Source organism: Planctomycetia bacterium (genome assembly GCA_021413845.1).
Taxonomy (GTDB): Bacteria; Planctomycetota; Planctomycetia; order Pirellulales; family PNKZ01; genus PNKZ01.
Genome location: JAIOPP010000027.1, coordinates 1 through 21156 on the forward strand (window position 1 = coordinate 1; position 21156 = coordinate 21156).

At 60.6% G+C, this 21156-nt stretch carries 20 protein-coding genes; 10 read left to right on the forward strand and 10 right to left on the reverse strand.

All coding sequences use genetic code 11. The features are described 5' to 3' along the window. The coding region (locus K8U03_06190; protein MCE9604480.1) for a transposase at positions 1 to 151 on the forward strand (151 nt) is incomplete at its 5' end. A 14-nt stretch (positions 152 to 165) separates the two neighbouring features. Here K8U03_06190 and K8U03_06195 read toward each other — a convergent pair. Both K8U03_06195 and K8U03_06200 read right to left on the reverse strand, forming a co-directional pair. Then, a complete protein-coding gene (locus K8U03_06195; GenBank protein ID MCE9604481.1) occupies positions 166 to 1311 on the reverse strand; it encodes a hypothetical protein in 1146 nt (381 codons plus the stop codon). Positions 1312 to 1479: 168 nt separating this feature from the next. Then, positions 1480 to 1806 carry a hypothetical protein gene (locus tag K8U03_06200; protein MCE9604482.1) on the reverse strand — a complete coding sequence of 109 codons (327 nt, stop codon included), beginning with the start codon at positions 1804 to 1806 and terminating at the stop codon, positions 1480 to 1482. A gap of 559 nt (positions 1807 to 2365) precedes the next feature. On the opposite strand from K8U03_06200, the gene K8U03_06205 reads away from it, so the two are divergent. Together K8U03_06205 and K8U03_06210 are read left to right on the forward strand one after the other, a co-directional pair. Next, a complete protein-coding gene (locus K8U03_06205; protein ID MCE9604483.1) occupies positions 2366 to 2614 on the forward strand; it encodes a hypothetical protein in 249 nt (82 codons plus the stop codon). Next, a complete protein-coding gene (locus K8U03_06210; GenBank protein ID MCE9604484.1) occupies positions 2577 to 4070 on the forward strand; it encodes a recombinase family protein in 1494 nt (497 codons plus the stop codon). The genes K8U03_06205 and K8U03_06210 overlap by 38 nt, the downstream gene beginning before the upstream one ends. Before the next feature lie 215 nt (positions 4071 to 4285). Here K8U03_06210 and efp read toward each other — a convergent pair whose 3' ends face one another. Further along, on the reverse strand, positions 4286 to 4855 hold the full coding sequence (gene efp, locus K8U03_06215) for an elongation factor P (GenBank protein MCE9604485.1): 570 nt from the start codon (positions 4853 to 4855) through the stop codon (positions 4286 to 4288). A 118-nt stretch (positions 4856 to 4973) separates the two neighbouring features. On the opposite strand from efp, the gene epmB reads away from it, so the two are divergent. From epmB to K8U03_06230, 3 genes are all read left to right on the forward strand, one after another. Then, a complete protein-coding gene (epmB, locus tag K8U03_06220) occupies positions 4974 to 6086 on the forward strand; it encodes an EF-P beta-lysylation protein EpmB (protein ID MCE9604486.1) in 1113 nt (370 codons plus the stop codon). Between the two features lie 96 nt (positions 6087 to 6182). Further along, positions 6183 to 7094 carry a universal stress protein gene (locus K8U03_06225; protein ID MCE9604487.1) on the forward strand — a complete coding sequence of 304 codons (912 nt, stop codon included), beginning with the start codon at positions 6183 to 6185 and terminating at the stop codon, positions 7092 to 7094. Positions 7095 to 7157: 63 nt separating this feature from the next. Further along, positions 7158 to 7766 carry a methionine biosynthesis protein MetW gene (locus K8U03_06230; GenBank protein ID MCE9604488.1) on the forward strand — a complete coding sequence of 203 codons (609 nt, stop codon included), beginning with the start codon at positions 7158 to 7160 and terminating at the stop codon, positions 7764 to 7766. Between the two features lie 55 nt (positions 7767 to 7821). On the opposite strand, the gene K8U03_06235 is transcribed toward K8U03_06230, so the two are convergent. The 3 genes from K8U03_06235 to K8U03_06245 form a co-directional block, all read right to left on the reverse strand. Next, the gene (locus K8U03_06235; GenBank protein ID MCE9604489.1) at positions 7822 to 8685 is read right to left on the reverse strand and encodes a fumarylacetoacetate hydrolase family protein; all 864 of its coding nucleotides are present in this window, start codon (positions 8683 to 8685) and stop codon (positions 7822 to 7824) included. Positions 8686 to 8759: 74 nt separating this feature from the next. After that, positions 8760 to 9752 carry an RluA family pseudouridine synthase gene (locus K8U03_06240; protein MCE9604490.1) on the reverse strand — a complete coding sequence of 331 codons (993 nt, stop codon included), beginning with the start codon at positions 9750 to 9752 and terminating at the stop codon, positions 8760 to 8762. Positions 9753 to 9808: 56 nt separating this feature from the next. Next, on the reverse strand, positions 9809 to 10663 hold the full coding sequence (locus K8U03_06245; GenBank protein ID MCE9604491.1) for a hypothetical protein: 855 nt from the start codon (positions 10661 to 10663) through the stop codon (positions 9809 to 9811). Between the two features lie 325 nt (positions 10664 to 10988). Between K8U03_06245 and K8U03_06250 the strand changes: the two genes are divergently transcribed. Next, a complete protein-coding gene (locus tag K8U03_06250) occupies positions 10989 to 13055 on the forward strand; it encodes a UvrD-helicase domain-containing protein (GenBank protein MCE9604492.1) in 2067 nt (688 codons plus the stop codon). A gap of 76 nt (positions 13056 to 13131) precedes the next feature. Here the strand turns inward: K8U03_06250 and K8U03_06255 are convergent, their stop codons facing one another. The 4 genes from K8U03_06255 to K8U03_06270 form a co-directional block, all read right to left on the reverse strand. After that, positions 13132 to 14472 (reverse strand): ABC transporter permease, encoded by a 1341-nt coding sequence (locus K8U03_06255; protein ID MCE9604493.1) that lies wholly within the window; start codon positions 14470 to 14472, stop codon positions 13132 to 13134. A gap of 48 nt (positions 14473 to 14520) precedes the next feature. Next, positions 14521 to 15768: an ABC transporter permease gene (locus K8U03_06260; GenBank protein ID MCE9604494.1), complete on the reverse strand. Its 1248-nt coding sequence runs from the start codon at positions 15766 to 15768 to the stop codon at positions 14521 to 14523. A 161-nt stretch (positions 15769 to 15929) separates the two neighbouring features. Next, the gene (locus K8U03_06265; GenBank protein ID MCE9604495.1) at positions 15930 to 16634 is read right to left on the reverse strand and encodes an ABC transporter ATP-binding protein; all 705 of its coding nucleotides are present in this window, start codon (positions 16632 to 16634) and stop codon (positions 15930 to 15932) included. A gap of 39 nt (positions 16635 to 16673) precedes the next feature. Next, complete coding sequence (locus K8U03_06270; GenBank protein MCE9604496.1) at positions 16674 to 17795, reverse strand: DNA cytosine methyltransferase; 1122 nt, start codon at positions 17793 to 17795, stop codon at positions 16674 to 16676. A 347-nt stretch (positions 17796 to 18142) separates the two neighbouring features. On the opposite strand from K8U03_06270, the gene K8U03_06275 reads away from it, so the two are divergent. The 3 genes from K8U03_06275 to sugE all read left to right on the forward strand — a co-directional run bounded on the left by K8U03_06275 (position 18143) and on the right by sugE (position 20887). Continuing rightward, a complete protein-coding gene (locus K8U03_06275; GenBank protein MCE9604497.1) occupies positions 18143 to 19054 on the forward strand; it encodes a DUF58 domain-containing protein in 912 nt (303 codons plus the stop codon). A gap of 171 nt (positions 19055 to 19225) precedes the next feature. Further along, a complete protein-coding gene (gene glgC, locus K8U03_06280; GenBank protein MCE9604498.1) occupies positions 19226 to 20461 on the forward strand; it encodes a glucose-1-phosphate adenylyltransferase in 1236 nt (411 codons plus the stop codon). A 108-nt stretch (positions 20462 to 20569) separates the two neighbouring features. Then, the gene (sugE, locus tag K8U03_06285) at positions 20570 to 20887 is read left to right on the forward strand and encodes a quaternary ammonium compound efflux SMR transporter SugE (GenBank protein ID MCE9604499.1); all 318 of its coding nucleotides are present in this window, start codon (positions 20570 to 20572) and stop codon (positions 20885 to 20887) included. Positions 20888 to 21156: the final 269 nt, after the last annotated feature.

The following is a 21156-nucleotide window of genomic DNA, read 5'->3' on the forward strand; positions in this document are numbered from 1 at the left end:
GCTCGTCGAGCGTTGGAAGGTTGAATACAACACGATCCGTCCGCATAGCTCGTTGGGCTATCGACCCCCGGCTCCCGAGGCCGTTCAAGCTTGGTCTTTTCGCTACGCTGCGCTCCGCGAAAAGACCAAGCTTGATTCTTGTAGAAACTAACGCAACACTTGGTATCACGCGTGGGGGCAGGTCAACTCCGCCGCAAAACCGGCTTTCAGCAAGCGGCGGCCGGTGCGGTGGCGCTGACCCTGTTCGTCGAGCTGCAGGGTCGTCACATCAAGATCACTTCGCCGACCGAGGCGCTCCGTTTCTAAAGACTCGCGGTAAAAATCGGCCGTGACCCCCAACGCATGCAATAGACGGGGAAACGCCCGGCGAGCGTCCTCACCGAGATAGTCGGCGAGCAGCTTCTTGCCGGTCTCAGTGCGGATCAGTAGGCCACCGATCGGGTGCAATGCCAAGATATGGCCATGCAGTAGGTGGCACGGGCGATTGCGATCGTTTGAAGGAACCTGGAGCTCTAAGTTCCACATCCGATGAAATCGGCTCGATTCTCGACTCAGGCCGTACTTCTTTTCGAGATGCCCAAGGAGCACACCCCAGGCAGCGGAGTAGCAGCGATGCAACGCGGCGCGGCATTCGTAGGAGAGCAGATCAAGGGCGATCTTCTCGTCCTCGCACCCCCGACGCCGTCCGACGGAGCGAGTCAGGTCGGCCCAAACAGTTCCGGCCGCCTCCAACGCATCTCGGCCCGATGTATTCATCGCGCTGCGACCGGCATCCATCAGCTGCGAATGAAAGTCATCGTAGGCCGCACCCGTTTTCGGCCCCCAATCGGGACAGCCCAACACCTTCTCGGTAAAGCGGTGGAATTGCGCCGGGGTCATTTCTTGAGACGCTGACTCGACCAGAAGTTTTTCCAGCATCGCGCGTTCTTGTACGCCACCGCGTGGCGAACGCTTCGGAATTGCGTCCTGAAACGTCCGGCCGGCGCCGTTGCGGCGCGTAATCGGCAGCAGTTTCGCCATGAGATAGCTCTCTTGCACTTCCGGCTCGTGATTCGTTCCACCGAGCCGACACAGCGCTCGAAAGAACTCGACGATCGTTTCACGGCGGCGCGCTCCATCGCGACCGCCGTACAGACTCCGCGTATCCATCCAAAACTGGTCGATGACGGTTTCGGAGAGACGAGTTGTCTTGTGATACAGTTCGAATGAGAACGTCTGAAGCTGCAACATCGGCTGCTTTGGTTCCGGACCGGTCGGCGCATCCGGCTGAAGCTCCAGAATAACGATCTTCTCGACGGTCTTCGTAGGCATGTCTGTCTCCTCCCCGGCGCTTGAATGATAGCTTCGCTCGGTCCCAATGGTCGCATTCAGCCATATCCAACAAATGCGAGCAATACGAATATTCGCGGCCGATTCGTTTTAGTGTTGAGCGCCGGAGCGAGAAGGTTTCGCGCTGATGCGAAAATGACATCGGATTTTTCAATTCGTGTCGTATGCGCCCCCGCAGTAGTTGCTCCAGTGGTTATGGAGCTCGCGACGGATCTGACTGATTCGTCCGGAACTCAGACGGTGTCGTTGGGCTACCGTGCCGACAGACTCGCCATCGCGAAGCGACGCCACGATTTTGCGCTCACGTTGAGGAAGAGTTCGTAGCCAAGCGTCGAAGTCGCAGCGGAAGCCGACTTGATCGGTAACGGCAGGCGAATGGTCGACGAGAGCGGCATCGCTTCGGCGCCCTCCGTCATCGGCGAAGTCGATCAATCGCCGGACTTGAATGCGTCGGCGGCGCTGTGCCGCCGGCGACATGACGTCACATAAGGTGAACCGACAACCGATACGACGACCGGCATGGAATTGTCGTACGGCGTAACGAACCAAGGTGACAGGCTGCGCTAACGGCCGAAGGCGGCGTTCGCACAGTCTTCGAAAAGCTAGATAGCAATGTGCGGTCGCTTCGCAAATCGCGTCTTCCCGATCGGCGGGGCGTAAGTCACGGAAGGCCCGATGAAGTCGAACTTCAATTTCGGGCAGTAGCTCGAGAAAAGAATCTTGGGCGTAGACGGCCCGCTTCATGGTACCTCCGTGGGCTGTGAAATCGAGACTCGGCGAGACGACGAGTCGGCCGCACGCATGCCGGATCGTTTGATAGCAACTCGGATGCTCATTCGATATGCCGCGAAAATCGCGTTAATTAAGCGGCCGTGAGGACTTAAGACCGCAACTCGACGGTTGCCGCTAAAAATTTCGACAAAACGCGTCATCCTCCAAGAAAGCCTCCGCGCGCAAATGCCTAGTCGTTGAGAGCGGTTCCTGATGCGCCTTCGTACTCTGCTCTCGGCGCCATCGACGTCTCATAGGCCTGGCAATGCCGAGGGGCTCGCAAGCCGAACGTTCCGCTACGGTACCTACCGCGTCGCTCCCTCCGGGCGCGCCCGCGTGGGTCACGACGGAGCTGTTGGCGAACACGATCGCCGTGTGGCAACCGTATTACTCGGAACCGTTGTCCGACCAAACCGCGCTGGATCTGGTGCTGGGGGTCGGTCGCCTGTTCGCTGCTTTGGGAGACGTTGATGAAGATGCGCAGGAAGTACCTCGCCCTCGCACGGGTCAGTAGTCGCGAGCAGGAACGCGAGGGATTCAGCCTCGAAGTGCAAGAATCCGCGCTAGAGCGTTATGCCGAGCAGCACGACGGCAAGATCGTCAAGCTGTTCCGCATCGCCGAAACCGCTAGCAAGCCGCAAGAGCGGCAGGCCTTCAAAGACTTGCTCGTCTACGCGAAGAAGCATTCCAGCGAGCTCGACGGTGTGTTGTTCTTCAAAGTCGACCGCGCGGCCCGTAATCTCTTCGACTACGTCGAGCTGGAGCGTCTGGAGTTTGAGCACAAGCTCGAAGTCATCTATGTCACGCAGACGACCGAGAACACGCCGGCCGGGCGCATGATGCGCCGCACGCTCGCCAACATGGCGAGCTTCTACACGGAGCAGCAATCGCTCGACGTCAAGGACGGCTTAGAGCGGCGCGTTCAAGATGGACTGTTCGTCGGTAAGGCACCCTACGGCTACGCGAACGTGCGACGAGACGGACGCGGCTTGATCGAGGTCTATGCCGAGCGTGCCGCCAACATCCGGCGCATCTTCGACCTTTACGCCTATCACGGCTTCTCGGTCGACGGGCTCGGCCGCAAGCTCTTCGCGGAAGGGATCTTTTATACGCCTAGTGCGCCGCGGTTCGCCCGCAGTAAACTCCACACGATTCTGCGCGATCGCGCCTACATCGGCGAAGTTTTCCATCAAGGTCAATGGCACCGTGGCACGCACGAACCGCTGATCGATCGTGGTACGTTCGATCGCGTGCAGGTTCTCCTCGGAAACAAGGTTTATCAAAGCCACGAGCTGACGTATGCCGGGGAGCTCATCAAATGTGATCACTGCGGCTATCCCATCACCGGCGAGCGCAAGACAAAGCCGACGAAGAACGGGCCTAAGGATTATATCTACTATCGCTGCAGCCGGTACAACACCCCGGACCACCCTCGGGTTCGCGTACAGGAAGCGGACATCGAGCGCCAGGTCTTAGAGATGTTCGAGCGGATTCGGATAAAGGATCAAGCGGTCCGCGATTGGTTCGCCCAGGTGCTCCGCGCGAAGAATAAGTCGAGCTTGCAAACGAACAAGGATCGGATCGCCGAGCTGACGCGACAGATCACGAGCCTGCGCGACCAAGAAGAGCGACTGCTCAACCTGCGCCTGCTGGAAGAGATCGATAGCTCGACCTACTCGCGAAAGAGCACGGAGCTTCGTGATCGCACGGCGCAGCTCAGTCTGCAGATCGACGCCTGCGATCGTGATCGCGCCGAATACGGCGACTTGGCCGAGAAAGTGTTTGAACTTTCGCAAAGCCTTACCGAGAAGTGGCTTAATGCGGATGTTCGTGCCAAACGTCGATTACTCGAAATCGTCTGTTTGAACTTTTCTCTCGTCGACGTAACTCTCGTTGCCGAAATGAGAAAGCCCTTCGACGTGCTCGTCGAAGGGCTTGTTTCTAACAACAGTCGGGGCGACAGGATTTGAAACCGCGACCTCTTGGACCCCATCCAAGCGCGTTTTGCTTACGTACGCGGCTGAAGCGGTGCTCCTCCGATGGAAAAATCGACAACAACGGCGCGTAGCGATGCCTGCTTATTTCGTGGCCAAAAACTTTGTCTTAGCCGGCCAGGCACTTTGTCTCAAAGGCCAAAAACTATGTCCCACACCACGCGGTATAATTGTCAGTTATCCCGTCTGTTTTACTCGCGAACGCGTTCGACGTATTCGCCGGTGCGGGTGTCGATGCGGATCATTTCGCCTTGTTCGCAGAAAGCAGGCACGACCATTTCCGCGCCGGTTTCGAGCTTCACCGGCTTCGACAAGTTCGTCGCCGTGTTGCCGCGCACGGCCGGCTCGGCGTATTCGATCTTCAAGACGACGTGGTTCGGCGGCGAGATCGTGATCGGGTTCTCGTTGAACAGGATCACCGAGCAGACCATCCCTTCCTTCAGATACTTCCACGCTTCGTCGACTTGCTCAGGCGACATTTCGTATTGCTCGTAGGACTTGTTGTCCATGAACACGAATTTGTCCCCTTGGCGGTAGAGATATTGCGCTTCGATTTCCGAAACGTCGGCGCTCTCGAGCGAGTCGCCCCCCTTCAAGGTTCGTTCCAGCGTGGTGCCGCGGATCAAGTTCTTCATCCGGCATTTGTAGAGGGCGTTCCCCTTACCCGGCTTCACGAAGTTGCACTCGACCATCAAATACGGCTCGCCGTCGATCTGAATCTTGATGCCTTTTTTGAAGTCGCTGGTGTTATAAGTTCCCACGGGCGTCGATCCTGTCGTAAAGAAAAAATGGGGGCGTGTCGCTCACCGCACTCGGGCGGCAGCGCAGACCGGGCGTGGGTCTGTCCGCTCCCTCTGGTTTGGTTTAGATTGAACGAATATGGCATTATCCACGAAACCAGCCCCGCTTGTCAGCCCCAAATTTCCGCCTGACGGAGCGGAAATCGGCGGGTCGAACGACGATCGAAGCGCCGATTTCGTCGCTGCCCCAACCAGCTCTTGGCGGCGTACGCTGAAGGAGGCGATTCGCGACCCCGAAGAGCTTTGCCGCTTGCTCGACTTGCCCTCGTCGCTAGTGCCCGCCGCACGCCGCGCCGCGGAGCAGTTCGGGCTCTTCGTGCCGCGCGGCTATGTGAACCGGATGCGGCGCGGCGATCCGGCCGATCCGTTGCTGCGCCAAGTCTTACCACTCGGCGAAGAACTCGTCGACGTCGCCGGCTTCACCACCGATCCCGTCGGCGATCGACCGGCCGAGCTTGTGCCGGGCCTGCTGCAAAAATACGAATCGCGCGCGCTGCTCATCGCCACCGGCGCATGTGCGGTCCATTGCCGCTACTGCTTTCGCCGACACTACCCCTACGACACCGCGCCGAAATCGCTCGCGCAATGGGAACGAGCGCTTGCGGCCATCGCGGCCGATCCTGCGATCGACGAAGTTATTCTCAGCGGCGGCGATCCTTGGACGCTGGTCGATGATTTGCTCGCGCCGCTCGCGGCGCGCATCGCCGACATTCCGCATGTGCGCCGGCTGCGCGTTCATACGCGCTTGCCGATCTTCATCCCGGAGCGTGTTTGCGACTCGCTCTTGGAATGGTTCTCGAAAGCCGCGCTCTCGAAGACAGGGTCGCAACTCACGCCGATCTGCGTCATCCATGCCAATCATGCCGCGGAGCTTGATGATGAGGTTGCCGCGGCCTTGGCTCGCTTGCAGCAAGCCGGCGTCATGTTGCTCAATCAGACGGTGCTGCTGCGCGGCGTGAACGACTCCATTGCCGCGCTCGACGGGCTCTGCCGCCGGCTCGTCGATCTGGGTGTGGTCCCTTACTATCTGCATCAGCTTGACCGTGTCGCCGGCGCCGCGCATTTCGAGGTGCCCGAGGCGGATGGCTTGAGGCTGGTGGAAGCGTTGCGAGCCCGATTGCCCGGGTATGCGGTGCCGCGCTATGTGCGCGAGGTTCCCGGCGCCGGCTCCAAAACGCCGTTGGGCCTTTAATACGTCCGACTTAGCGATGCAAGTTGTGAATCGCGGGGTAGAATAGACTTACCCAAAATAGGCATTCGGTCCGGCACCCATGATTCGGAGGCATCTATGAAGGTCTTCTTCGCCGTGGATGGCTCCCATGGTTCGACGGCGGCAGTCCGTCAGGTCGGCGAACTCCTTTCGCCGCAAAACGATACAGTTGCGTTTTATTTCGCGCCGCCGGAGATCATCGTCCGCCACGCAGCCGCTGCCGAAGAAACACGCGAACGGGCCCGAAAGGCGATCGCCGATGCCGTGTTCGACGAGGGGCGCACTTCATTGCCGCCGTTGCTCGCCGCCACAAGCACCGAGATCCTAGCCGAGCACACGGCCGCCGAAGGCATCCTGATCGAAGCCCGAAAATGGAACGCCGAGCTGATCGTCCTCGGCGCGCAAGGGATGTCGGCCTGGGAACAACTCCTGCTCGGCAGCGTGTCGCAAGCGGTCGCACACAACTCAACGCTTCCGGTTTGCATCGTTCGCCCAAGGCCTGCCGATCGACAGGCCGAGCCGCTACGCGTGCTGTTTGCCTACGACGGCTCCACGGGCTCGGCCGCCGCTCTGGCAACGGCCGAGCGCCTGACCTTTCCGACAGGGACGCAAGTCTTCGCGCTGGCGGTCGTCGAATCGATCGCTTGCGGTTCCGTTCCGGCATGGCTTATGCAAAAGGCGCGGCATGCCGATGCGACGGCGATGGCCGACGCTTGGGGGCGTGAACACGAAGACGACAAGCGTCAGGCGCACGATCAACTCGCCGAGCACATGGCGAAACAACCGGCGCCGTTTTCGAGTGCCGAGTCGATCGTCGCCGAAGGGCACGCGGCGGAGCAAATTCTTCGCGTCGTGCATGAACGACGTATCGACCTCGTCGTGCTCGGCTCGCACGGCAAGGGAATGATCGAACGCCTGCTCATCGGCAGCACGAGCAGCAAGGTGCTCGCAGGCTCCCCTTGCTCGGTATTACTCGCGCGCGGCAAATAATCGCGCATTCATCACGCATTCATCAAGTGATCAAGCATTCTCATGAGTATTCTTAGTTCTTTCATGTCGACGGTTCTTACTCCTTTCCGACCGGCGGTGCTGGCGATCGGCGAAGATTATCGCCGGCGCTTGATTCCGTATCTCGCGGAAACGATTCCTCCGGCGGCTACGTTGCTCGACGTCGGCTGCGACGACGGTAAGGTCGGCTCCGGCGTTCGCGCGCTACGTCCGGAGCTCGACGTTCGCGGCTGCGACATCCAAGACTTACGGCCGTGCCTGGTTCCTCGCACGCTGTACGACGGCAAAACCTTGCCGTTTCCCGACGATTCGTTCGATGCGGTCATGGCCGTCGACGTGCTGCATCATACGCGCGACATCCCAATGATGCTGCGAGAGATGACGCGCGTGTCGCGGCGCTGGGTCGTCGTGAAGGACCACCAAGTCGGCGGGACGCTCGCCTATTGGCGAATCGGATTCGGCGACTTCATCCTCAATGCGACTTGGGGCATCCCCTGCACGTTCAACTACCCTCGTCGCGGTGGATGGCAGAAGATGTTCGCCGAGTCCGGCCTCGCGATCCATCGCGAGCGCGAAGACCTGGATATGGGCCGGATGAACTGGGCGATCGAACACCCGATCTTCGTCGGCGAGAAGGTTGCAAGTTCGCGATAAGTCGCGATGCAACGCAACGTCGAAGGCTCGGCGTCCCGTTATTTCCGCTGCACGACTATTTTCGTTGCACGACCGGATTCGTCAGCGTGCCGATCCCGGCGATCGTAATGCTCACCACATCGCCGGCGAGCAGCGTGAAGTCTTTGTCGGGCACCACGCCGGTGCCGGTGAGCAGAACCGCGCCGTGAGGAAACGTGTTCTCGCGGCAGAGCCATTCGACGAGCGACGGCAGCGGCCGTGCGATTTCGGCGGCCGTCGTTTGGCCGGAGAACACGCTCTTGCCGCCGCGCGTGATGTCGATGCCGATCACCGTCTCTTCGAGCGACGGCAGCGAGCCCTGCAACGTGATCCAAGGGCCGAGCGAACAGGATTCGTCGTAGACTTTCGCTTGCGGCAGATAGAGCGGATTCTCCCCTTCGATGTCGCGCGAGCTCATATCGTTGCCGATCGTGTAGCCGACGATCTGCCCGCGACGATCGATCACGAGCGCGAGTTCCGGCTCCGGCACGTTCCATGTCGAGTCTTTGCGAATGCGGACCGGCTTCTCATGGCCGACGACCTTCGGCGCGCTGGCCTTGAAGAACAACTCCGGCCGATCGGCCTTGTAGACGAGATCGTATACCGTGGCCGATGAGACCGACTCTTCCATCCGCGCCGAACGGCTGCGCTTGTAGGTTACGCCTGCGGCCCAGATCTCTTGGTTGTCGATCGGCGGTAAGAACGTCACCGCGGTTCGTGCGAAGGAGGCCGCCGTAGGATCGATGAGAAATCGAACCGTCTCGGCAGGGTCGTTCGACTCAAGGATTTCCGTCAACGATTGATACTGGCCGGCCGCAAGCGCGAGCGGTCGAACGACGTCCCCTTCGACGACGCCGAGCATCGTCTTACCGTTGGGAGCGAGAAATTTAGCGAGGTTCATGAGCGGCGGAAGGGGTCAGAGGTCAGGAGTCGGGGGTCAGAGGAGATGGGTCCGATTTTCCGGAACATCGCCGCTTAACGCAAGGCGCGAAATTGGATCAAAGCGTCGAGCGTCCGCTGCATATCGTCGGGCAAGGCCGCCTCGAACGTCAACTCGCGGTCGTCCGTCGGGTGCCGGATCGTAAGCCGCCGCGCATGCAACGCTTGGCGCTCGAGCAACGGCGTCTCGTCTTTCGGATCGCGACGAATCTCGCCGAGCGTCAATCGCGCGCGGCTGCCGTACAGTCGATCGCACAACACCGGAGCGCCGACGCTCGCCAAATGCAGCCGAATCTGATGCGTCCGACCGGTCTTCGGGAGGATGCGCACCGCGCCGTAGCCGTCGAAGTGTCGCTCGATCTCATAGAAACTTTGCGCCGGTCGGGCCAACGGATGATCGCGACGGATCGCCATTTTTTCGCGCTGATACGGATGCGGTCCGATCGGCTGATCGATCAGGTCGCGGTCGCAGTCGGGGGCGCCGACCGTGATCGCGAAGTATTCCTTGCTCACCGTGCGCCCCTCGAATTGCTCGGCCACGCGCTTATGCGCCGCGTCGGTCTTAGCGATCAGGATCACGCCGCTCGTATCGCGATCCAAGCGATGCACGATGCCGGGCCGTGTGGGGCCGCCGTATTCGCTGAGCTCGTCGAAGTGGTGTCGCAGAGCGGAAGCGAGTGTTCCCTCCCAATGGCCGCGGCCCGGATGCACGACCATGCCCGGCGGCTTATTGATGACGGCGATCGCTTCGTCTTCATAGACGACATCGAGCGGAATGGCAGCCGGGAGCGGACCTTCCTTCGCCAGTTCCGGCAGCGAGACGTTCACGACATCGCCGGTGGCGACATGCTGCGCGGCCTTCGAGTGTCGGCCGTTGAGGCGCACCCCTTGCGAATTGATCGACTTGCGAATGTGGGTCCGGCTATACGACGGAAACGTCTGCGCAATGAACCAATCGAGCCGCGCGCCGGAGTATTGCTCCGGAACCACGATATCGACCGGGCCCTTCGACGGATCGGGAGACGACATGATAAGAAACGCTCGATTCTCAATGCCGAATGGGCGTTTCCATCACACGCAACTTTTTACTTCGGCGGCGTGGCCGAAGGGGTCGCCGTAGGGGTAACAGTCGGGGAAGCCGAGGGGCTCAGTGCCGGCGTGGCGCTCGGAGTCGCGACCGCAGCGGTCGTCGCTGCCGTGGCGGTAGGCGTAGCCGCAGGAGTACCTGTCGGTGTTGCGCCGGATGTCGTCGCCGGCGGGAAGCTTGCTTCGGTGTTCGGCAGCGTACTCAAGTTGTGAGGATCGAAGAGTGCCGTGCCGCTCGGCTTCGGTTTCGGCTTTTGATCCCGATACCATTTCGCAAACGCCAAGGTCGCGGGCTTTTCCAGATACGCAAGCTTCTGGGCGGCGACGTCGTGATACAGGCCTCCCTTCCAATCCTTCAGAGTCGTGTATTGCGCCTTCGCGTCGTCGATCAAACCCATCGATTCGTAGTAGCGGGCCAGTCCCAAGGCGGCTCGCTCTTGCAGTCGATCGTCGCTCTTATATCCCTTCAGATCGGTGTAGAACTTCTTCGCTTCGGCGAGCCGCTTTTCTCCGGCTTCGCGATCGGACGAGAGCAGATCGATTCCTTCGTTGAGTGCGATATCGGCCAGCACCATATCCGCCATCTGGCCGGCGAGCAGATCGGAGTCGGCTTTGGCGAGTGTTTCCAGCCCGGTGGTGTTGTCGCTCGCCGTCGCGCTGAAGAATGAATTCCAGGCCGAAGCGGCCCGTTCTTCCTTACGATTGCTGAGCACCAAGAAGACGACGGCGACGATCAACACGCCGACGACACTGCCCGCGAGCAGTCTCGCGTTCTCTTCACACCATTGAAGCGAGTGACCTAGCCAATCGGCCAATTGATTCTTTTCGAGCTCGTGGCGTCGTTCCGTCTTCATATAAGGGGCGCTAATGCGAGGAGGCTAAAAGGATGTAATCGAAAAATCGTGCGATCGGTCAGTGAGCAACGCGCGGCAGCGGCGCGCGGGCGGCATCGCGTAGCCGCTCGGCTCCTCTTCCCGGTCTTGCGGCGAAAAAGGGAAGCCGGAAGTATATGCCCCGTCGCCGAACTACGTCAACCCAAGCAAGTTACGGCGAGCGGTCATGCTATCGCACGTTTACGCCCCCATCGCTCCCTTGTGACGAATTCGGCCGACCTCCATAATCGACGGGCTACTCTTCTTCCGCAGATCGTAAGTGACGGAGCACTCCGCTGTGGCCTCGATGGACGACGGGCTCAATCCCCCGCAACGGGAAGCGGTTAACACGCTTTCGGGCCCCCTTTTGGTGCTCGCCGGCGCCGGCACCGGGAAGACGCGCGTCGTCACGTTCCGCATCGCTCGGCTCATTAAAAACGGCACGCGGCCGAGCCGGATCCTCGCCGTCACCTTCACGAACAAAGCCGCCGGCGAAATGCAGGAAAGGGCCGGCGCCATCCTCGGCAAGGCGGGGCCCGCCAAGCCGGGCTCCGGCGGAAAGCCGGACAAGCCCGAGATCTCGACGTTTCATTCGCTCTGCGTGCGCGTGCTCCGGCGGCATATCGAAAAGCTCGGCTATCCGCAACAGTTCGCCATCTACGATCGCGGCGATCAAGAAAGCACGGCGCGCAGCGTACTGCGCGAGATTCATGTGCCGAACGAAGTGTTGCGGCCGAGCGACTTGCTGAGCATCATCGGCAATTGGAAAACGAAATGTATTCGACCGCACCAAGCCGAGAACGTCGCCGAGACCGATAAGGAGCATCTCGCCGCAATGGCCTATCGGCGCTATCAAGCGCAGCTCAAAGCCTCGGGCGCGGTCGACTTCGACGACTTGCTTCTTTGCACGGAAGAACTCTTTACCGGCTTCAAGGAAGTGCGGGCCGTCGAAGCGAAGCGGTTCGATCATCTGCTCGTCGACGAATATCAAGACACGAACGGCTCGCAGTATCGCATTATCAAAGCGCTCGCCGAAGAGCACCGCAATCTGTGCGTCGTCGGCGACGACGATCAATCGATCTACGGCTGGCGCGGTGCCGAGGTAACCCACATCCTCGGGTTCCGCCGCGACTGGCCCGAGGCGAAGATCGTACGGCTCGAAGACAACTACCGTTCGACCGCGCCGATTCTCGAACTCTCGAACCGCTTGATCGCGCACAATAAAAACCGCTACGACAAGGTACTTCGCTCGTCGCGCGAAGGGGGCGAGAAGCCGCGGATCTTGCAGTTCGAGGATGAAGAAGCCGAAGCGACGAACGTGGTCGACGAGATCGACGGCCTGATCAAGCAAGGGCTTCCGCCGAAAAGCGTCGCCATCTTGTTTCGCACGAACGAGCAACCGCGCGCGTTCGAGGCCGAGCTGCGTCGCGCGAAGGTCCCTTATACGCTCATCGGCGGGATGTCGTTCTACGACCGCAAGGAAGTGCGCGATGTCTTGAGCTATTTGAAGATCATCGCCAATCCGAAAGATGAAGTCTCGCTGCTGAGAATCATCAACACGCCGGCCCGAGGCTTGGGGCGCGGCGCGATCGAAGCGATGGTGAAACGGGCCACGACCGACGGCGTGCCGCTGTGGGAAATCTTGCCGCAAGGGCGAAGCATTCCGGAGCTCTCGCAAGCGTCCGTCGACGGCGCGATGGAGCTACGCGATTTGATCGTCCAATGCCAAAAGCGATTGCAGAAGAAAGAAGATCCGCTGGTCGATGTCGTGCGCGAGCTGCTCGAAGACATTCGCTATCGAGCCGAGATCGATCGCAACTACAAAGAGCCCGCCGACCGGGATGCGCGTTGGAACACGGTCGAGGAACTGGTCAACGCGATCGGCATCTATGAAGGACGCGGCTCGAAGCAGAAGTCGCTCGCCGGCTTTCTCGACGAAGTGGCGCTGAATGCCCGCGATCAGGAAGAAGACAAAGAGACGAAAGTCGGCCGGAACGCGGTCGTGCTGATGACGATGCACAGCGCGAAAGGCTTGGAGTTTCCGCATGTCTATCTCGTCGGCATGGAAGAGGGTCTGCTGCCGCATCGCAGGAGCGTCGCGGTCGATGGGACGGCGATCGACGAAGAGCGGCGGCTGTGCTACGTCGGCGTGACGCGCGCCCAAGATCGGCTGACGCTCACGCTCGCCCTCTCGCGATTCAAGTGGGGCCGCAAGAAGCCGACGATCCCAAGCCGATTCCTCTTCGAGCTCAACGGCAAGGCCGACAACCCCCAAGCGAAAAAGGCGCTGCAAGCCGCACGACAAGAGTTCTTGCCGGAAGACGCGAAGAAGAAACTTGCCAAGGACGCGGCGATGAAGAAGGGGAAGAGATAGGAGTAGGGGTCGGAGGTCAGGGGTCGGGGGTCAGAGGTCTGATGCCGGCGCGGGTTTTCGACCCATGACCTCTTGCTCAACGCAACGCGTTGAGGATCCTCAACCGGACCGCTTGAAACGCCGGGAGCACGCCGCCGAGGATTCCCATCGCCAGGGCGAGCAGCATCGCTTTGGCGAGCGTGTCGGCGTTCACGGTGAGTCGCAGCACGACCAGTTTGCCTCCTCCTTGCCCGCCGCTGACGACGCTGTTGGCGGTCAAGCCGTCGGTGAGTTGTCCGAGCGCGCACCCCAGCGCTCCGCCGATGAGTGCGATCATGATCGACTCCAGGAGAAACGAGATCAGCACTTGCGGTCGGTTGAAGCCTAATAGTCGGAGCACGCCGATGTCGCGCGTCCGCTGGGCGACGGCGGCGTACATCGTGTTCATCACTCCGAACACCCCACCGATCCCCATGAAGACGGTAAGAAAGATCAACGAAATGAGAAACTGTTTGTTCGTTTGCGAGAGCCCGGCATAGTAGTCGGTTTCGATCAGCGCGTTGACGGCCGCTTTCTTGTAGTCGTTGTTGAAGAAGATCTTGAGCTTCGCCGCTTCGTCGACGCCGGCCGTTTGCGCGACGAGCGACGAATAACTCTCCTTGCCGAACATCGGACCGATCAACGTTCGCTTAGCCCAAAGCTCGGAGTCGAACGTCAGCCCTTCCGATTTCATGATGCCGACGACGATCCAGGTCCGATCGTTTAGATGAAACGTGTCGCCGACCGTGAGCGCCGTTTTGCCGGCATCACGCATCGTTTGATCTCGGGCCAGTTCGCGCGCGAGCCCTTCGCCGACGACGACCTCGATATTCGCAGCTCCCGCTTGCCCCTTCGCGCCGTCGCTCACCCCCGCCGCGGAAAACCAGCGCCCCCCTTCATACAGTTGCAGCCCATGCACGCGTCCGCTGATCTCGGGATCGTCGACGCCGCGCATCGAAAGAAAACGACGTTTCGGCCGGCCGGGAAGTGCGTTCTCGATCGGTTGCGTGACGATGATGTAGGTTTCGCGGCTGACCAGCGGCCGCGCGCCGTCGCGCAGGATCCCCGCTTGGTTTTCCAACTCGCCGACGTCGGAATACCCGAGGTTGCTGAAGGCTTCATCGGTCGAGCCTTCCGCCATGATCACGATGTTGCCCGGCCGACCGCTCCCGAGCAGCAAGGCCTCCATGCCGTTGACGACCGCCTGCATCGCCACGAGCAGCGTGGTCACGAGCGTAAACGCCAACACGGTGAGAAACGTCGTTCGCCAGCGGGCGATTAAGTTGTAGTAGTTGTAGGAAAGGGGAACTCGCCCGGCGAGCAACAGCAACGCGACCAGCGCCGCGCCGATTGCGACGGGTGTGTAGAGGGAGCCTGAGATAAGGAGGGATTGGGACAAGAAAGTTGAGGGATCCGAGGTCAGTTCAGGCGAGGTGATGTGTTGAAATTAAGTGACGCGAGCGAACACGTCCGATACTCGTACGCTGCGGGCCGACCAGGCCGGAACGAAGCTGCCGAGAAACGCGGTCGCCGTGCCGATTGCCGGACCCCACGCGAGCGCCGCCGCCGGGATGAAGAAGCGGCCGAAGAAGGCGATCGGAAAGGGGACGCCGCCGAAGAGTTTGTTCACGACGAGATAGGTCAGTCCTGCGCTGCTGAAACCGGCGAGGCTGCCGAGCACGATTGATTCGCCGAGTACCATCAACAGTAAATGGTTCGGCTGGAACCCGAGCACCTTCATCACGGCGAACTCGCGCTGCCGCTCGCGGACGCTGATACTGATCGCGTTGGCGATCACCATCGCGAGCGTCGCCATGATGGCCGGCGCGAGGACGACGCGCATGCCCCAGATCAGATCGCGATACCCTTCGAGCGCCGCGCCGATGCCGGAGGCGAGCGTTTCGACTTTGACCGTCGGATTGCTGAACGAAGGATTACGCGTGATCTGCTCGCTCGCTTTTTGAAACGCTGCCATGTCGGGCAGCCGGAGCCAGACGAGATTCAGCGATTTGCTTTCGAGCGGATGGGGCGTGTTGCGATGATTGCGCTTGTAGGCATCGAGCGACGTCATCAAGTAGTCGATATCGACGACCGCGTTGTTGTTATAGCGACCGTCGGGAAACGTGCCGACGATCTCCAACTCGAGATCGATGTCTTTATAATTCAAACCGTAGAGCACGATCCGCTCCCCGACTTGTTTTTTGATCGCCTTCAAGCGGTCGAGCCCCAAGATGATTCCTTGCCGGTTCCGCTTGAGCTTCTCGACCACGGCCGTGAATGCGGCTTGCTCGGCCGGCGGGAGGTCGTCGAGTTCGTCCATCATCGTCAGCAGTTTTTCCGGCTCCATGCAGAAAGCGAAGAGCATGTTCTCGCGGCTCCGCTTCGGGTCGAGCGAGCCGCCGTAGAACGACCAACTCATCGAGTCGAGCGGACGGATATCGCCCGGCTCGCGCGCGCCGGCTTCGCGCAAGCCTTGAGAATATGCGAACGGCATCTGACTCGGAGCGCGCCACTTCTCGCTGATGATCGCCTTGAAGTTGTTGCTCTTCTCCGCCATCTGGTCGTCGAGATAAGACAAGATCGACCAGATCAACGTCACGACCATCACCAACATCATCGTACCGAGCATCGTCAGCACCGTGCGCAACGGATTGCGCCCGAGGTTCTGAAAGACGAGGAGAGTGAGTTGGAGCATGGGGAGAGGAAGGGGTCGGAGGTCAGGGGTCGGGGGTCAGTAGAAGAGGTCGCTTGCTTCGATTTTCGTCATTCGTGCTTCGTCATTCTTTCGTCATTAGAAATTCGACATTCGTCATTCCGCATCCCAACTGACCCCCGACCCCTGACCTCCGACCCCTGCTAATGCATACTCGCCGCCGTGTCGCTCACCAGTCTTCCCTTTTCAAGATGTAAGATTCGGTTCGCGTGGGCGGCTGCTCGGGGGTCGTGGGTGACCATGATGATCGTCTTTCCCATGGCCGTGCGCAGCTCGTTCATCAGCGCCAGGATTTCTTCCGCGCTATGCGAGTCGAGATCGCCAGTCGGCTCGTCGGCGACGATCAGCATCGGATCGGTCACTATGGCCCGAGCGATGCCGACCCGTTGTTGTTGTCCGCCGGAAAGCTGGCCCGGCTTGTGATGAATGCGGTCGGAGAGCCCGACGATATCGAGTGCCGTGAGGACTTGCTTCTTGCGCTGCGCCGCCGACATCGAAAGCAACAGGAGCGGCAACTCGACGTTGCGATACGCGCTCAACACCGGCATGAGATGATAAAACTGAAACACGAAACCGACGCTGCGCGTGCGCCAGCGCGCAAGCTGCGCCTCGCTCATTTCGGAGATACACTGATCGCCGATCCAAATCTCTCCCTCGCTCGGCTGATCGAGCCCGGCGATGAGATTCAGCAGCGTCGTTTTACCGGAACCGCTCGGGCCCATCAGGGCGAGAAAGTCCGCCGCCGGCACGTCGAGCGAAAGGTCTTGCAACACATCGACACGTTCGCTGCCGCGCGTGAAGTACTTATGAATGTGGCTGACGCGAACGAGCGGAGAAGATTCCGGCATGACGTCGAGAATCCGGGCGGCGAAGTGGAAGTGGGCGAATTATGACACGCCGGCCCGCTTGCGTCGACCGGCCGTGGCCTTTAAGTCGGTCTTCGTCGCTCGTGGTTTTGCGAGCGCCTTCGCAGCGCGCGGCTTCGTCGCATACGATTCCAAATGCTTGCGTACATGGCGGGCGATGGCTTCGGCAAAGACCGGCGGCACGGCATTGCCGATTTGCATCGCGATCCGAATCTTCGTGCCGCACCAGAGAAAGTCGTCGGGAAAACTCTGAATGCGGGCCGCTTCCCAATGCGTGATCGGACGATGCTCCGACGGATGGAGATAGCGTCCCTTCTCGGGCTTATAAAACTCGCAACGAATCGTGCAGCGCGCCGGCTGATCCCAATCGAGACGCCCGAAGAGGTCGGTCCCCCCCTCCGTTTTGCGTAGCCAGCAACCAGGCGTGAGCTCCGGCGCGAGGCGCTGCAAGTCGAAGCGATTGCCTCCAGGAGGAATGAGCTGGTAGCGCGCGTACGAGACCGGCGTCGGGCTGCGCGCGATGTGCAGATCGGGCCCGGTAGCGGGTTGGCTGTGTAGGTCGTTATGCGTCGGCTTCAAGGGAACGCCGGCGAGTGCTTCGCGCACCGTTCGTCGCACGCCGGTCGGCTCGGGCAACGTGATCGGACCGAGCCGCGAGCCGATGATGATTGCTCGGCGCCGGTTCTGCGGCACGCCGTAGTCGCTCGCGAGGAGGACGGCGCTCGCCGTGTGGAACCCGAGCTGTTTCGCGCGGCGCAGGATCGCGTTTCCTTCCGGCGCGGTGAGCAGATTGCGCACGTTTTCGACGACAAATACCTTACACTCGGTCGACTCGACGACGTCCATGTAGAATCGCCACATGGCCCGGCGCGGGTCGTTGGCTCGGTTGCCCGTCAGGTTCGAGAACCCTTGGCATGGGGGGCCGCCGATGACGACGTCGGCCTTCGTTTGGATGCCGCCGCGGTCGACGATCGATGCGATGTCTTCGGCCAGGACGTGCGGCCCGAAGTTGGCGGCGTAGGTGGCGGCGAAGTCGGGTTCTTTCTCGACGGCCAGGGTCGGCCTAAACCCGGCCCGCGTGAAGCCGAGCGTCATGCCTCCGGCGCCGGCGAAGAGATCGACGAGGTTGTAGGGCCGAGGCATGCGAATCCTTTCGGTTGCCGGAATTTGCGACGATACAGTGTAACCTTCCAAGGCCTCCGGTGAATACCTAGGGTTCCGCGCGGCTGCTTGGAGCGCTCCCCCCAGGGTTGCACGTGGGGCTATTGAACGGGCTACTGAACGAAGGAATTGCCGAAAGTAGCAGGCACGTTCCACGTGCCGTCCGCCACGAACGATTTCGGGCAGCGCGGCACGACCCCATCGGCGAACGACGCAAGTTGCTACGGCACGTGGAACGTGCCTGCTGTATTTTCTTGCGTTGCTTGTCGCTCGGCCGTATGCGACTATGTGTTCTCCCCGATATTTCCCGCCTCTCCGCCGGCCTGCCGATGTCGCATAGCATTCTCAATCGTTACCTCGACCCGACGACGCTCGGCCGGCTTTCTCAGCGCACCGTCGATCCGCGCGGACTCGTGCTCGGGCACTTGGCCGGGAGCCACAAGTCGCCGCTGGCCGGCTTCGCCGTCGAGTTTGCAGGGCACCGCGAGTATGTCGCCGGCGACGATCTGCGCCATCTCGATTGGCGGGTCTACTATCGGCACGAGAAGTTTTTCATCAAGCAATACGAGATGGAAACGAACCTCACGTGCCATCTCGTGCTCGACCATAGCGAGAGCATGCGCTACGGCGAAGACGACGAACAAAAGCTCCTCTACGCCCAGCGCATGGTCACGATTCTCGCCAAGCTTATCACCGCGCAAAGCGATCGGGTGTCGCTGGCCGCGATCGATGAAGGGCTCACCGCCGCCGTGCCGCCGGGCAATTCCGGAGCGCAGGTGATTCGCTTCGTCGAAGAGATGCACAAGCTCGAGCCGCGGAAGAAGACGAAGCTCGAAGACGGCATCAACGAGCTCGTAGGACGGATGGGCCGGCGCGAGATCGTGATGATCTTCAGCGATTTCCTGGTCGACCTCGAAGCGCTGGAGCCGGCCTTGCAACGGCTGCGCTATCAGCGCCACGAAGTCGTGTTGTTTCATGTGCTGCATCACGACGAGCTGACGTTTCAGTTCGAAGGGCAAGTGAAGTTCCGCGGCCTCGAAGCGCTCGAAGAACTCACGACGCAGCCCGAAGAACTTCGCGCGCTCTACCTGCAAGCTCTCGGCGAATTCAATACGAAGTTCGACGACCTATGCCGCCGCAACCACATCGAACGGGTGCCGGTCGACACGAGCCGCACGGTCGGCGACGTGCTGCTCGACTATCTCAACGAGCGAAGCCGGGTGCGGAGCGCGAAGTTTTAACCGCCGCAATCCGCTTGGCGCCGGCTCCCTGCGGCGACCTTCCGAAGTCGTAGTCTTTTAGCCGCTTGCAATCGTCGGTGGTCGCCGTCTAATATCGGCAGATGAGCGGCGGCCATTCCCGGCCGTTAAGTTGGAGAACATGGATGGTTCCGGGCTAGGGAGTCTTGCGATATGGAAAACGTGTTGGCAGTCGTGTTGGCCGGCGGCAAGGGTTCGCGGCTCGAGCCTTTGACGCGCGATCGGGCCAAGCCCGCCGTGCCGTTCGGCGGCAGTTACCGCATCATCGACTTCACGCTTTCCAACTGCTTGCACAGCCGAATCCGCAAGATTCTCGTGCTTACGCAATACAAGGCGGCCAGTCTCGATCGGCACATCAACATCGGCTGGCGGCATCTCTTCTGTCGCGAACTCGGCGAGTTTATCGACGTCGTGCCGCCGCAGCAGCGCATCGACGAGAACTGGTATCTCGGCACTGCCGACGCCGTGTATCAGAACATCTACACGATCGAGAAAGAACGCCCGCAGTACATCGTCATTCTCGCCGGCGACCACATCTATAAGATGAACTACGAGAAGTTGGTCGAGGCGCACATCGCCAACCAAGCCGACATGACAGTCGCTTCGCTTCGCGTGACGAAGGCCGAGGCGCGCGAGTTCGGCGTGATGGCGGTCGACGAGCAGAACCGCGTCGTCGGGTTCGAGGAGAAGAAGCAAAACCCGAAGACCATTCCCGGCGATCCCGAGCATTGCTTGGCGTCGATGGGGGTCTACGTCTTCACCGCGAAGTTCATGTTCGATCAGCTTTGCCGCGACGCCACGGTCGACGAAAGCCAGCACGACTTCGGGCGCAATATCATCCCGTCGATCATCGATAGCCATCGGGTCTTCGCGTTTCCGTTTAAGGACGAAAACCTCAAGAGCGATGCCTATTGGCGCGACGTCGGCACGCTCGACGCTTATTATGAAGCGAACATGGACCTCGTTTCGGTCGATCCGCTGCTGAATGTGTACGACGAACATTGGCCGCTCCGAACCTATCATCCGAACTATCCGCCGCCGAAGTTCGTCTTCGCCGGCGAAGGACACGACGCCCGCCGCGGGCAAGCGCTCGACAGCATCGTCTGCATGGGCTCGATCGTTTCCGGCGGAACGGTCGCCGGCTCGATCGTCGGCTCCAATTGTCGCATCAATAGCTATGCGCTCGTGCAAGATTCGATTCTGTTCGAAGGGGTCAACGTCGGTCGCCACGCGAAAGTGCGCCGCGCGATCATCGATAAGGGCGTGCATATCCCGGCCGGAATCGAGATCGGCTACGACGTCGAACAAGACCGAGCCCGAGGCTTCACCTTCAGCGAGGGGGGCATCGTCGTGATCGCGAAGGCGGACGGGGTGGAGCACTTTACTTAGGAAAGTCAAAAGTCAGAATGCAAAAGGCAAAACGACGGAGCTGCTTTGCCTGTTACGATCTCCATTTCTCACTTTTGCATTCTGCATTTTAACTTCTGACTTTCCCCCATGGCTTGGTTCCTCCTGATCATCGCCGGCCTCCTCGAAGTCGGGTGGGCGATCGGGCTCAAGTACACCGAGGGCTTCACGAAGCCGATACCGTCGCTTCTCACGATCCTCGGCATCGGCCTGAGCATGTTCCTGCTCTCGGTCGCCGCGCGAACGCTTCCCATCGGCACCGCCTACGCCGTCTGGGTCGGCATCGGAGCGGTCGGCACGGCGATCCTCGGGATCGTGCTGCTCAACGAACCAGCCGGCACCGCGCGATTGGCGTTCCTGGCGCTCATGATCGTCGCGCTCGTGGGCCTCAAGGCGACATCGCACTAAGCGGCGCCTCGCGCAGAGTGCGATCGCCAAGCGTTCGCTCGCAAAGCGTGCCTCCTTCAATAGCCGGGGATGAATATCCCCGGCACCCCGACATCGTGGCCCTCGAGAAGTCGCCCATCCGCGGATATTCATCCGCGGCTATCGATGGGAGCGTGCTTCGTAGTGATATCTCTTTGCGCTCCGAGCGTTTGCGCTTCGACAGGCGTTGAAGTATCACGCCGCGAGAGACTTCCTATCTGACCCCCGACCCCTGACCCCCGACCCTTCCT